The organism is Mariniflexile sp., from assembly GCF_052728615.1.
The window spans coordinates 1-12,678 of the sequence record NZ_JBFVFE010000043.1 but is presented as its reverse complement, the minus strand read 5'-3'; the positions used below and the strand labels follow the sequence as shown (position 1 = coordinate 12,678).

Genomic DNA, 12,678 nt, shown 5'->3' with positions numbered 1-12,678 from the left:
CGGCTTTGCGAGAAATTAGTTTTCAGTCGCAGTCGCAGTTTCAAGTTTAAGGTTTCAAGTTTCAAATTCCGAAATCAAAACTCGTTAATCGCTATTCGTTAATATTTTTTTATATATACTACGCTGTGTAATTTAGTATTTAATTTGCAGCATTGGCTTTGCGCCTCCGCGGCTTTGCGCGAGAAAATTTTGTATCCTAACGGGTTTTCGAGAAAAACTTAATCAAGTATATATACCTAATAAATAACGCGATTAAAAAAGGAATCAATCCAATGGCAAACACTTGTACGCCAATAATCCAATGAAGCGTTAATAGGCATAAAAGAATGACCAATAATTTCAGGTACTTAACAAACCAAGTGCTTACTCGTTTGTTTAATAATTGCCCAATAACAAATATGTTAAGCACATTGGCCCATAATAAATTATAATTTTGGTGAGTGCCTGTGTGGTCGGTTGCAAACCAAAGCAGCAAAATAAGAATGCCTACAAGCCCGGTAATGCTGAACAAAGTCACATCCAGCCAAATAGTCTGTTTTTGGTTTTTGAAATCCTTATACGTAATAAAAACAATCAAAAGACCAATAATGCCAAAAACAAATAGCGGACTCATAAAAAATTGACTGGGTGTCGGGGCCTCTACTTTTTTAAAAAGCACTTTGCTTTCCTTAACTAAAGGTTTACCATTTTTTTTGATAGTGGCTATTTCAAAAAAATCATAAATGTTTTCAGGTAAAAACATAAACGCTTCGGCTGGGGCTTTTTTATCGATTACAGAACCTAGCGCCACATCAATACCCAAACTTCCCCACGAGTTTTTATTCAAATTATTTTGGATCAAGGTTCTAAACGTTTCTTGTTTAAAGTCTTTGGGTTCATTAAAAACAATGCTGCTATTTAAAACTACATTGGCTACGTCTTTAATTTTTGTAGCGCAGTTATCATAAAAGAAATCGTATAAATACGCTCTGTTTTCGGGTTTTATATTATTCAATAAATAATCGAATAATTTTTGCTTTTCAGAAACTGATAAATTTAAAACCTGCTCTTTAATAGTTCTGTTTTGTGAAATATAGGCTTCAAAAAAATCTTCATAATAATTTACACCAATTAAATAATTCAGCTTTCCTTGGGCAAATTTGGTGTAGAAATTTGGTGTTTCAAAATCGTAAACACCGTAGTTAAACACTAAGTCGATGCCTTTTATGTGGTCCTTGACCCGAAAACCGCTATGCCCAAACGAATCATTTAAAGAAGTGCCTGGACCAATAGTGAGGACACTTATTTCAGAATCTTCAGATAAAACAGTTTGCTGTGCATTTGTTGTTTCAACAAATAAAAAAAGGAATAAAAGGAGTAATGCTCTTTGCATATAAAAGTTGTTACCTAAAAACACTAAAATCAATCTTTAACGAAAACACGTTGGAATACAATGCCACACTTTGGTCGCCAATATCGGTAAACGCATAATCAATTTGAATGCCACTATACTTAAAACCAACACCAAAACTAGGTTGAAAACTTAATTGGGTCGCATTATCAATTTGCAGTTCATTTTGAAAGTTGCCCACCCCAGCACGCAAATATACCATATCGATGTATCCAAATTCAAAACCCAATGCAGGATTAACACTTGCCACAGAGGTTGATATAATATCGTTGTTCTCTTCAAACCTCACGTTCAAATTAAAGGCTGTTAAAAGGGTGTAATCGTAATTGAAATCCACTAGTTTCGAAATGCCTATTTGCAATTTGGGAATGGTAATTTCGGTAGTTTCGGGCAATTCCTGATTTTGACCTGCCACTGCATCTTGAACTGTTTTAAACGCTTCTTTATCTATGGCCCATGCGTTGAACGTGGTGGTGATATCGCGTGCCATCACACCAAATTTCCAATCGTTAGCGGTCTCAAATTGCATTCCAAAATCCAAGCCAAATCCCCATGACGATGCAAAATCGCCAATAACCCGTCTAATCACTTTGGCATTGGCACCAAAATTAAGTCCTTGTACAGGAAGTGCCCGTGCATAGGAAAAGGTCAATCCGTAATCGGCTGTCGAGAATAAACTTATCCGGTCGTAATTGATATTGCCTTGTTCGTCAATAAGTTGCGTGGTATTTAAAATATCATCCACAGCAAAGCGAATTAAAGAGATGCCCACAACGCTTCTGTCATCCAAAGGTTTTGCGAAAGCCACATAATCGTAATTGGCAATATTGGCGAAATAACTGGAGTGCATCAACGCCATTTGATTGTCCTCCAATTGCAATAAACCAGCAGGGTTCCAATAGCCAGAATTTACATCGGCAGTATGCGACGTTACCGCACCACTCATGCCCAAAGCAGCAGCGTCCACCCCTATATTCATAAACTCGTTGGAGTATTTCCTGACGGTTTGACTTAATACAGAGGTGGTTATAACGCAAAACAATGCAGTAATGTAAGACTTCAATCGCAATTTTTTTACAAAGATGCACATAATTTATAAACCTATAAACTTGAAATTGCAATAGATATTGCTTTAGACGAAAATTGTTTGCTATTTTTACACGATTAAAATTTTAAGTATGAAGAAATATATTCCGAATGCCTTAACGCTATTAAATCTTTTTTGTGGAAGCATTGCCGTTATTTTTGCGGTAAACAGTAATTTTATCGCTGCTTCCATTTTTGTTTTTTTGGGTATATTTTTTGATTTTTTTGATGGATTTGCGGCCAGAAAATTGAATGTTCAAAGTGAATTGGGCGTGCAGTTGGATTCGTTGGCGGATATGGTGACGAGCGGGGTGGTACCGGGGATTATTATGTATAAACTGCTTTCGATGACCGTTGATATGCCAGAAACATCAAATAGTTGGGAGACACCAACATTTGGATTTAACTTATCATTATTGCCGTTAATAGGTTTGTTTGTAACACTTGCATCTGCATACAGATTGGCAAAATTCAATATTGACGAAGAACAACAAACTTATTTTAAAGGGTTGCCAACACCCGCAAATACCTTGCTAATTGTTTCGTTGCCCTTAATTTTGGAATTTCAGAATAATGATTTAATGAATGCCATCATTATAAATAAATGGTTTTTAATCATACTTACTTTGTTGAGTTGTTACCTATTGAATTCCAACATTAAGCTGTTTGCACTCAAATTTAAAAACTGGGGTTTTAAAGCCAATGCTACCCGATATATCTTTATCATTCTATGTCTAATTTTCTTGATTATTTGGCAATTTGCCGCAATACCACTTGTTATATTACTTTACATTGGTATGTCCGTTTTAGACAATTTAGCATCCAAATAATTATAAATTAAAATATTTATATGGCTTCAGGGTTTTTTGCATTGTTAGATGATATTGCGGCACTTATGGATGATGTCGTGGTAATGGGTAAGATTTCCACTAAAAAAACGGCAGGTATTTTAGGGGATGATTTAGCGGTAAATGCTGAAAAGGCAACAGGATTTGTTTCTTCTAGGGAACTGCCTGTTTTATGGGCCATCACCAAAGGATCGTTGCTTAACAAATTGATTATTCTGCCCATTGCGTTTTTATTGAGTTCTTTTTTTCCGCTGGGCGTTATTTTGGTTTTAGTATTGGGAGGTGTGTATTTAGCTTATGAAGGTGTTGAAAAAATAGTCGAGTTTTTTGTGCCCCATCAACACGAAACGGTAGAAATTAAAAAGGATGCGCTTTCTGAAGAAGAGGTACTTCAGCTTGAAAAAGCAAAAATTAAATCTGCCATAGTCACCGATTTTATCTTATCGGTTGAAATTGTCATTATTGCCTTAGGAACCGTTTTAGGGAAACCTATTTTATTTCAAATACTGGTAGTTTCTATTGTGGCAATTATTGCTACCATTGGTGTTTATGGTATTGTCGCCATGATAGTTAGAATAGACGATTTGGGTTACAAACTTATTAAAACCAGCAAAAACCCAAAAGGAATATTGGCCATGATTGGTCAATTTTTGGTGCAAGCACTTCCGTGGGTCATTAAGAGTCTTTCGGTAATTGGTACGGTGGCACTTATCTTGGTTGCAGGAGGCATTTTTACCCATAATATTAATTTTTTACATCATTTTATGGAAGCCGTACCTGCTTTTGTTAAAGATTTTATTGTTGGGTTACTGGTTGGGTTTGTGGCGCTTTTGGGCGTTTTGCTCTTTAAAAGAGTTTTTAAAAAGCATTAGAAATTTTTAACAGGTTCGTTCTCAACGCCACCAGTGACAAGTATTTTATAAATTTGATTTTCAATTATTTAAACATCGCTCAAATTTTAAAAACACCCCTAAAGCCCCCTCTAAGGGAATGTCATTTAGGTAAGGTTCTTTTTAGATCCCGAAACAAGTTTGGGATGACAGACTTACCAGCACATTGTCATGCTGAACTTGTTTCAGCATCTTTTTGTTTGGTATTTTTTTGCTGATCATTACCCAATTTCCTTAACTAAATGACATTGCCTTTAGGAGACCATCCATATTTTCAAATTTTCAGTTTCAAGTTCAATTTAAATAACGTGAATAATGGATAACCCTATTGAGCCGAAAATGTCCCTTCCCCAACCCTAAAGGGTGATACATTTTCTACATTTCAGGAATTTTTCCACCGTTTAGGGAGGAGAAAAAGAAAAATTCAATCTTAATTTTCTTATCCGTTATTCACGTTAAATACTATTTAAAATAACTAAAAGTTTCGCCCTCTTTTATGTTAAGCAAGGTTTCGTAAATAAGTTTTATCACGTTTTCAACATCGTCTCTATGCACCATTTCCACCGTGGTGTGCATATAGCGCAGTGGCAACGAAATAAGGGCAGATGCTACACCGCCATTGCTGTACGCAAACGCATCGGTATCGGTTCCAGTGGCGCGTGATAAAGCATTGCGCTGAAACGGTATTTTTTTGGCATCGGCAGTATCGGTAATTAAATCGCGCAGTTTTTGTTGAACCGCTGGGGCATAAGCAATAACGGGCCCTTTGCCAATTTCCAAATCGCCTTGGGATTTCTTTTCAATCATGGGCGTGGTGGTATCGTGCGTTACATCGGTTACAATCGCCACATTTGGTTTGATGCGTTGGGTAATCATTTCGGCACCACGCAGGCCAATTTCTTCTTGCACAGCATTCACCACATACAATCCAAAAGGCAAGGTTTTCTTGTTTTCTTTTAATAAACGGGCTACTTCGGCAATCATAAAACCACCCATGCGGTTATCGAGTGCGCGACATACAAATTTATCGCCGTTTAAAATATGGAACTCGTCCGGATAGGTAATCACACAACCTACATGAACCCCTAATTTTTCCACGTCTTCCTTGGTTTTGCAGCCACAATCTATAAAAATGTTATCTTGTTTAGGGGCTTCTTCTTTAGATTTATCACGTGTATGGATGGCAGGCCAACCAAAAACACCTTTTACAATGCCATTTTTGGTATGTATGTTAACCACTTTACTGGGGGCTATTTGGTGGTCGCTTCCGCCATTTCTAATCACATAAATCAATCCGTCATCCGATATGTAATTGACGTACCACGAAATTTCATCGGCGTGCCCTTCAATAACTACTTTGTATTTAGCTTTTGGGTTTATAACGCCCACAGCAGTACCGTAGGTGTCCGTAATAAATTCATCTACATAGGGTTTTAAATAATCCATCCACAGTTTTTGCCCGGTCCATTCGTAGCCTGTAGGGGCTGCATTGTTTAAATAGGATTCTAAAAAGTCCATCGACTTTTTGTTTAAAATGCTCTTCATCGTTTTGTATTAAAATTTTGCACTAAATTAATAATATAAATACAAAAAGAATGTTTTAAACAGGGTAAATTGTTAATTTTGAATGATTATTGCCCCTATAGTTTTATGAAGCATTTTATAATATATCTCCTTATACTTTTTCCCATGTTTTTCTTTGCCCAAGTTAAGGAGGAGGAGGAAGACACCACGGAGTATGAATATATGTTTATTGAAGGCGATTCGGTGCCGCAAACCATAGTAAACCTGAACCCTGTTTACATTCTTGGCGATATGAAATTTGCGAGTAGGGAGGACCGGATCAAGTATTTGATTTTACGCAGAAAGACCTTAAAAGTGTACCCGTATGCAAAATTAGCGGCGGAAAGGTTGGATTCCCTAAACGCACGTTTGGAATCCATGAAAAAGAAAAGCGACAGAAACAGGTACACCAAAATTATCCAAAAATATATTGAAGGCGAGTTTTCAGAGGAATTAAAGAAAATGTCACGGACTGAAGGTCAGATTCTGGTGAAACTTATACACCGACAAACAGGGAAAACCACCTTCGGACTTGTGAAGGAATTGCGCAGCGGTTGGCGCGCCTTTTGGTACAACACCACGGCAAGTATGTTCGATATTTCATTGAAAATACCTTACGACCCCAAGAATGTTTATGAAGATTATTTGATAGAGGATATTTTACAACGAAGTTTTAAAAGTGGTCTTTTGGTCAAACAAAAAGCGGCGGTAGAATATAATTTTTATGATTTAACGGATATTTGGTTGGATAAAAAAAGAAATAAATAGTGCCAGATTATAAACAAACACCACTTCAAGAACGACTAAATGCCATAACACATGCCATAGGGGCTGTTTTTGGTGTTTTGGGGTTGACATCCCTTATTATTTTCAATACCCATAAAACCGATTGGAGCCTTTTTAGTGTGGTTATTTATGGTATTTCCATCATTGTATTGTTTACGGCTTCTACTTTGTACCATTGCGTAAAAGACGAGGTTAAAAAGCATTATTTCAGAATTATAGACCACATTAGTATTTACTTTCTTATTGCAGGAACTTACACGCCCGTTTTATTGATTACGTTGCACGAAAGTTTAGGGTTTACTTTATTTTATGTGGTTTGGGGCATTGCTTTTTTCGGAGTGGTTTTAAAACTGTTTTTTACAGGAAGGTTCGAAGTGTTCTCAACGCTTTTGTATTTGGCAATGGGCTGGTTGATTGTCTTCGATTTTACAAATCTTTCCAAATTAATGGGCCCCAATGGAATTTTGTTGCTCTTTGCGGGTGGTTTGGCTTATACCGTTGGGATTCTGTTTTATGCCATAAAAAAAATACCCTATAATCATGTTATTTGGCATTTATTTGTGCTGGCGGGGGCTATTTTTCACTTTTTCATGATTTTCTTTTACGTCATTTAATTATAATTTGTCATTCCTGCGTAGGCAGGAATCTCATGAATATTTCTTTACTTTTGATTTTTATTTGAATAGTTTATGATAACAATAGTACCCGCCACCAACCCAACCGATTTTGAATGCATCGCACAATTAGCTGACATTATTTGGCGGGAACATTATATTCCCATTGTTGGAAAACCGCAGATTGATTATATGCTCGATAAATTTCAATCGGCTAAAGCCATTGCACAACAAGTGGATGCCGGTTTTGAATATTTTTTAATAAGTTTTGACGAAACTTCGGTCAGTTATATTTCCATTAAAAAAGAGGAAAGCGCGCTATTTTTAAGTAAAATATATGTTTTAAGCAGTTACAGAGGACACAAAATAGCAAAAACCGCTATGGCATTTATTGAAGAAAAAGCAAAAGCCTACCATTTAAAAGCTATCCGGCTTACTGTAAACATTCATAACACGATAGCTATTAAAGCCTATGAAGCTTTAGGTTTTAAAAACAAGGGGCCTTTGGTAACAGATATTGGTAATGGCTATATTATGGACGATTACCAAATGGAAAAAAAAATGAGTGTTTAAAAGTTTTTTTTGGAATTTGCCAGCCTGTCGGCAGACAGGGAATTTTATTTTTTTGGAATTTTAATATTAGAAACATCAATTTTAAATAACTTTTCGGCATTTTTCCAAAGAATCAATTCCTTTTTTTCTTGTGGCAAATCGAGTTGGTTCATGAACTTTAGATACGAATCCATGTTCGAAATAGGCCAATCCGTTCCATAGAGCAAATAATTGGGGTCGCCAGCATAGGTTATCATTTCTTCTATTTCCTTTTTCATGAAACGCTCAAATTTTTCGGAAAAATTCCCAAGCACCAGTCCTGAAATATCGGCATATACGTTGTCGTTTTTATAAACCACTTCCATACAATCGCGAATCCAAGGGTTTCCAACATGGCAAATCACGATTTTCATCTTTGGATAATCTACCGCTAAATCATCAATATGCAACGGATGCGAGTATTTTACCTTACCAGTTGGGGCATAGGTGTCGCCCGAATGAAACATAACGGGAACATCGTATTCTATCGCCATATCATAAAACACTTTTAAGCGACTGTCGTTAGGGTAAAATGGCTCATACCCAGGATAGAATTTCAATCCTTTTATAAGTTTTTGGTCTAAAAAACTGCTAATTTCTATAATGTCCTTGTAGTTGTAATTAAGGTAACTGATGCCAGCCACTACACCCAAATTATCATAACCTTTTATGGCTTCCACAACCTTTTTGGTACTTGGTCGGTGCTCATTTACTTTGTATGATGTTAACACCAAAGAATAATCTACGTTGTTCTTTTTCATGCTTTCGGTAAGCTCGTCCAAACAACCTTCTAAGGAAATAACACGGTCTTCATGGTAGTTGTTGATGTGGGTGTGAATATCAATGATCATAATTTTGTTTTTAGTTTACTTAATTTTGCTTTGTGATTTTTGTGCCTCCTTTGTGAAGCCTCAGTGTAATAACTATGCCACAAAGAACCGCAAAGAAGGCACAGAGTCACGCAGAGATTAATTTTCAATAACGTCTTTATATTCCTCAAAAAAGGCTTCGAATAAGGTCATCTTTTCATTAAAGAAAACCATCACATCGCGCCAGGTATTTTTATTGTGAATGGAGACTTTCTGGTCTAAAGAAACAAAAATTCTTGAAATTTCCTTCCCGTTTTCAAGAATATATGCCTCTTCAAAAATGGCTTCGGGTAAAAAATCATCTAAAAGAATGGATTTTAAAGCCACTAGTTTTTCCCAGTATTTTATTTGGAATTCCATCCCGATAGCTATCGGGACATCTTCCAAATCTAAAGCTACCAAAGCGGTTTTCGTATCAAAATGGAATTTAAACGAGAATCCTTTCAGTTTGGTGTCGTACAAGATCCATTTCCGTGGAAACGATTTCCCGAAACTTGTCCAAAATTGGTGTCGTAATACTCTAGATTCTTCTTTGCTAAACATTCAAAAAATTCAAAGTTCAAAGTTCAAAGTTTTAAGTTCAAAGTTTGTTTGCTTTATTCTTTTCTCTCTTTTCTTTGTTCATTTTTAAATCAAAAACGCCACTCCAACCCCCACAACAATAGATATAAATTTCGATAGGTTGAATTTGTGCCCATCGCCACTTTCAAATAAAATGGTGGTTGAGATATGAAAAAAGATACCAATTACAATGGCATTGATAATTTGCGAATAATCGGCAATAGCTTCCCAGGTATTGCCTATAAAAGTACCTAACGGGGTCATAAATGCGAAAATCAATAAAAATACGGCAATTTGTGCTTTACTATATTTCGATTGCAATAAAAACATGGTAATTAAAGTGGCAATAGGAATTTTATGCACCAAAACACCGTAAACCATATCGTTGTGGTCGTGTATTGAAAATCCTTCTAAAAAGCTATGGATACACAAACTTATAAATAATAGCCACGGAAACGCCGTTTGGTGTTTATGGATGTGCACATGGCCATGTTCGGCACCCATTGAGAACAATTCCAATACCAGTTGCAGTAAAATACCGCTCATAATAAACAAACCGGAACGTTTGGCGTCTAGGTGTTCATACACTTCGGGAAGCAATTCAAAAAGGGTTAAAGCCAGTAAAAACGAGCCACTAAAAGAGAGTAGGAGCTTGGTGTTCCACATTTTTTGCTTTTTGGTAACAACAGCTAAGATAAAGCCAAGAATAACGGCCAGTATAGGTAACAGAAATTTGTTCATTTTTTTTTGTAATTGTTACAAAGTTATTGATTATTTAGTTTCTGGCAATCCTCCCTAATAACCTGAATTCAAGATAATCGTTAGGAACGAAATATATAATTTTATAGAGAGTATTCCCTCCTTGAGGAGGGTTTGGGAGGTGTTATTTCAAACCAGTTACACCCCTATAATCCCCTCAAGGGGATAACCAGCTGCTAACATATACCGTTAACATCTTGTTTTCAATGTTATAAAGGTAATTTTATGTCGAATTCATATTAATAACTTCTCTCATCAAAATCTATTTAAAAACCATCACTAAACGTTCCGATGTTTTCGCATTAAATTTATGCAATTTATAGTCACCAAAAACATCCAATAAATACACACCGGCTTGCCCAAAAAGCGCTTCAAAATCGGCTAAAGTAAAAGCCCGAACACGCTCTTGGTATTTAAAATCGTCGCCATTGGCAGTAAAGCTAATATCTTTTACAATATAGCCATCTTGCACATAACGTTTCAAATTAAAATCAATGCCATCCACTGTTTTTACTTCCTCGGGTACTAAGGTGTCAATCACAAATTCACTGTTCATAAAATCAATCACCCCAAAACCAGCATCGTTTAAATCGGTTTTAATCGCTTTAATGGTGTTCAAATTATCAACATCATTATCAAAATACCCAAAACTGGTAAACAAATTGAACACAGCATCAAACGGTTTGTTAAACGGTTTGCACATGTCGTGTACCTCAAAATGCAAGGTATCGTTTTCAAATTGTTTGGCGAAATCAATGCTGTTTTCGCTCAAATCGGCACCCGTTACATCAAACCCCAAAGAGTTTAGGTACACCGCATGTCGCCCGCGCCCACAAGCCAAATCCAAAATTTTTCCATTTTCGGGAATATTCAAATACCCCGTAAGCGTATCCATAAAATGTTGCGCCTCGGTATCGTCTCTATCTTTATATAAAATATGGTAATATGGCGTATCAAACCAAGAAGTAAACCAAGTAGTTGTGTCTTTATTCATATCAACTTCCTACGAAGGCAGGAATCTTTTTGTTTTATTTGGGGGTTACCCCCGAAGAAAAATCGGGGGTCAGGCTTTCCGCTATATCTTTCTGCGAAGCAGTCCCGAACTTGTTTCGGGATCTCACTATCCATATACGTTCGGTTCAATGAAAGTGTATAGTTCCAACGCTTCACAAAAAGGATGCCGCTTTAATCCTTAACCTAAATCTCAATAAACATCGTGTTTGCCGCAAAATTACGTTATTTTTGCAATCTATTCGACTTAAAAAATGGAAGAAAATTACAGTATGTTAGCAAAAACCTTATTTGGTTTTGAAGATTTGTTGGCAAAAGAGCTCACGCAACTAGGCGCACAAGACGTTAAAACGGGGGTAAGGAGCGTTTCTTTTTCGGGCGATAAAGGCTTTATGTACAAAGCCAATTTAGGCTTGCGTACCGCCATAAAAATATTAAAACCCATACATAGTTTTACGGTAAACAACGAGCAGGATTTATATAACAAACTCTACCAAATGTCCTGGGAACAGTATGTAAAACCATCGGGAACCATTGCGGTTGATGCCACCATTCATTCCGATTTGTTTACAAACTCACTATACATTGCACAAAAAACAAAGGATGCCATTGTCGATAAGTTTCGCGACACCACCGGCGAACGCCCTAATGTCGATTTAAAATTCCCCGATCTAAAAGTCAATGTGCATATAGATAGGCACCAGGTTACTATTTCGTTGGATTCTTCAGGTGATTCCTTGCATAAACGAGGCTATAAAATGGCAACTAACATCGCGCCCATAAACGAAGTTCTGGCAGCAGGATTGATTATGCTGTCGGGTTGGGATGGGCAAACCGATTTTACGGACCCTATGTGTGGTTCTGGAACCATCCTTATTGAAGCCGCTATGATAGCCTGCAACATACCACCAAACCTGATGCGTAAAGAATTCGCGTTCGAGCGTTGGAACGATTGGGATGTAGAACTTTTTGAAAAAATAGAAGCATCATTACTGGCTAAAACCCGCGATTTCCATCATAAAATTATAGGCTACGACAAAGCACCAAGTGCCGTAACCAAAGCCATCGAAAATGTAAAAAATGCCCAATTGGATGATTTTATTGAAATAAAACACGAAGACTTTTTTAAAACCCAAAAAGGCGGCGACGAAAAACTGCACATGGTATTTAACCCGCCCTACGGCGAGCGTTTAAATATTGATATGGAAGAATTCTACAAAAACATTGGCGATACCCTAAAACAAAATTACCCAAATACCGATGCTTGGTTTATTACCTCAAACCTCGATGCTTTAAAGCATGTAGGCTTACGACCTTCACGTAAAATACATTTGTTTAATGCGAAGCTGGAAGCACGTTTGGTTAAATATGTGATGTATGAAGGAAGTAAAAAGGGGAAGTATATGGAGTAGGGGTTTTTGAGGAGTGCTTATCGGTTTTGGCTATTAAAATCAGCGTTTAAAAAGAGTACGGATTTCCAGCAAGTAGATAAAAAAGGCACTAAATAATTAGGTTAGATACAAAGAAGCGATTTTTATAACCATTATTGGAAATAGTTCATTTCCATTTCCAATTTAATTCAGTTGAATAGTCAATTTTTATTTTTTCAGATAGAGATTTTAATTCAATTCTTACGGGTGTACGACAAATTTCCCATTATGCAGCATTTTGACATAATTTGACGATTCTGTTCCATTTTTTGCTTTTATG

General features: G+C 36.6%; 13 protein-coding genes. 6 read left to right on the top strand and 7 right to left on the bottom strand.

The window, feature by feature from the left end:
- Window positions 1-196: 196 nt before the first annotated feature.
- Both ACU1LP_RS14420 and ACU1LP_RS14415 read right to left on the bottom strand, forming a co-directional pair.
- On the bottom strand, window positions 197-1,372 hold the full coding sequence (locus ACU1LP_RS14420; RefSeq protein ID WP_445733859.1) for a lipoprotein N-acyltransferase Lnb domain-containing protein: 1,176 nt from the start codon (window positions 1,370-1,372) through the stop codon (window positions 197-199).
- A gap of 10 nt (window positions 1,373-1,382) precedes the next feature.
- Entirely contained in the window at window positions 1,383-2,453 is a 1,071-nt protein-coding gene (locus tag ACU1LP_RS14415) for a putative type IX sorting system protein PorV2 (protein WP_445731683.1), read from the bottom strand.
- A 115-nt stretch (window positions 2,454-2,568) separates the two neighbouring features.
- Between ACU1LP_RS14415 and ACU1LP_RS14410 the strand changes: the two genes are divergently transcribed.
- Together ACU1LP_RS14410 and ACU1LP_RS14405 are read left to right on the top strand one after the other, a co-directional pair.
- Entirely contained in the window at window positions 2,569-3,306 is a 738-nt protein-coding gene (locus tag ACU1LP_RS14410) for a CDP-alcohol phosphatidyltransferase family protein (RefSeq protein ID WP_445733858.1), read from the top strand.
- Window positions 3,307-3,326: 20 nt separating this feature from the next.
- Window positions 3,327-4,196, top strand: coding sequence for a DUF808 domain-containing protein (locus ACU1LP_RS14405; protein WP_445733857.1), 870 nt, complete (start codon window positions 3,327-3,329; stop codon window positions 4,194-4,196).
- Window positions 4,197-4,676: 480 nt separating this feature from the next.
- Here the strand turns inward: ACU1LP_RS14405 and ACU1LP_RS14400 are convergent, their stop codons facing one another.
- Entirely contained in the window at window positions 4,677-5,759 is a 1,083-nt protein-coding gene (locus tag ACU1LP_RS14400) for a M42 family metallopeptidase (protein WP_445731680.1), read from the bottom strand.
- A 144-nt stretch (window positions 5,760-5,903) separates the two neighbouring features.
- Between ACU1LP_RS14400 and ACU1LP_RS14395 the strand changes: the two genes are divergently transcribed.
- From ACU1LP_RS14395 to ACU1LP_RS14385, 3 genes are all read left to right on the top strand, one after another.
- Window positions 5,904-6,545 carry a DUF4294 domain-containing protein gene (locus ACU1LP_RS14395; protein WP_445731679.1) on the top strand — a complete coding sequence of 214 codons (642 nt, stop codon included), beginning with the start codon at window positions 5,904-5,906 and terminating at the stop codon, window positions 6,543-6,545.
- A complete protein-coding gene (trhA, locus tag ACU1LP_RS14390; protein ID WP_445731678.1) occupies window positions 6,545-7,177 on the top strand; it encodes a PAQR family membrane homeostasis protein TrhA in 633 nt (210 codons plus the stop codon). Before ACU1LP_RS14395 ends, trhA begins: the two co-directional genes overlap by 1 nt.
- A 75-nt stretch (window positions 7,178-7,252) precedes the next feature.
- Entirely contained in the window at window positions 7,253-7,750 is a 498-nt protein-coding gene (locus ACU1LP_RS14385) for a GNAT family N-acetyltransferase (RefSeq protein WP_445731677.1), read from the top strand.
- Between the two features lie 44 nt (window positions 7,751-7,794).
- Here ACU1LP_RS14385 and ACU1LP_RS14380 read toward each other — a convergent pair whose 3' ends face one another.
- From ACU1LP_RS14380 to ACU1LP_RS14365, 4 genes are all read right to left on the bottom strand, one after another.
- Complete coding sequence (locus tag ACU1LP_RS14380) at window positions 7,795-8,619, bottom strand: amidohydrolase family protein (RefSeq protein WP_445731676.1); 825 nt, start codon at window positions 8,617-8,619, stop codon at window positions 7,795-7,797.
- Between the two features lie 117 nt (window positions 8,620-8,736).
- On the bottom strand, window positions 8,737-9,180 hold the full coding sequence (locus ACU1LP_RS14375) for a DUF4268 domain-containing protein (RefSeq protein WP_445735009.1): 444 nt from the start codon (window positions 9,178-9,180) through the stop codon (window positions 8,737-8,739).
- Window positions 9,181-9,264: 84 nt separating this feature from the next.
- Complete coding sequence (locus tag ACU1LP_RS14370) at window positions 9,265-9,939, bottom strand: ZIP family metal transporter (RefSeq protein WP_445731674.1); 675 nt, start codon at window positions 9,937-9,939, stop codon at window positions 9,265-9,267.
- Between the two features lie 280 nt (window positions 9,940-10,219).
- On the bottom strand, window positions 10,220-10,951 hold the full coding sequence (locus ACU1LP_RS14365; protein WP_445731673.1) for a class I SAM-dependent methyltransferase: 732 nt from the start codon (window positions 10,949-10,951) through the stop codon (window positions 10,220-10,222).
- A gap of 271 nt (window positions 10,952-11,222) precedes the next feature.
- On the opposite strand from ACU1LP_RS14365, the gene ACU1LP_RS14360 reads away from it, so the two are divergent.
- The gene (locus ACU1LP_RS14360; protein ID WP_445734807.1) at window positions 11,223-12,380 is read left to right on the top strand and encodes a THUMP domain-containing class I SAM-dependent RNA methyltransferase; all 1,158 of its coding nucleotides are present in this window, start codon (window positions 11,223-11,225) and stop codon (window positions 12,378-12,380) included.
- The last annotated feature ends 298 nt before the right edge of the window (window positions 12,381-12,678 follow it).

Excerpts from the sequence above, each read along its gene's own strand:
- ACU1LP_RS14405 (WP_445733857.1), top strand. The coding sequence starts at position 3,327 with ATGGCTTCAGGGTTTTTTGCATTGTTAGATGATATTGCGGCACTTATG.
- ACU1LP_RS14360 (WP_445734807.1), top strand. The coding sequence starts at position 11,223 with ATGGAAGAAAATTACAGTATGTTAGCAAAAACCTTATTTGGTTTTGAA.
- ACU1LP_RS14420 (WP_445733859.1), bottom strand. The coding sequence starts at position 1,372 with ATGCAAAGAGCATTACTCCTTTTATTCCTTTTTTTATTTGTTGAAACA.
- ACU1LP_RS14400 (WP_445731680.1), bottom strand. The coding sequence starts at position 5,759 with ATGAAGAGCATTTTAAACAAAAAGTCGATGGACTTTTTAGAATCCTAT.
- ACU1LP_RS14410 (WP_445733858.1), top strand. The coding sequence starts at position 2,569 with ATGAAGAAATATATTCCGAATGCCTTAACGCTATTAAATCTTTTTTGT.
- ACU1LP_RS14380 (WP_445731676.1), bottom strand. The coding sequence starts at position 8,619 with ATGATCATTGATATTCACACCCACATCAACAACTACCATGAAGACCGT.
- ACU1LP_RS14385 (WP_445731677.1), top strand. The coding sequence starts at position 7,253 with ATGATAACAATAGTACCCGCCACCAACCCAACCGATTTTGAATGCATC.
- ACU1LP_RS14375 (WP_445735009.1), bottom strand. The coding sequence starts at position 9,180 with ATGTTTAGCAAAGAAGAATCTAGAGTATTACGACACCAATTTTGGACA.
- ACU1LP_RS14365 (WP_445731673.1), bottom strand. The coding sequence starts at position 10,951 with ATGAATAAAGACACAACTACTTGGTTTACTTCTTGGTTTGATACGCCA.
- ACU1LP_RS14395 (WP_445731679.1), top strand. The coding sequence starts at position 5,904 with ATGTTTTTCTTTGCCCAAGTTAAGGAGGAGGAGGAAGACACCACGGAG.
- ACU1LP_RS14370 (WP_445731674.1), bottom strand. The coding sequence starts at position 9,939 with ATGAACAAATTTCTGTTACCTATACTGGCCGTTATTCTTGGCTTTATC.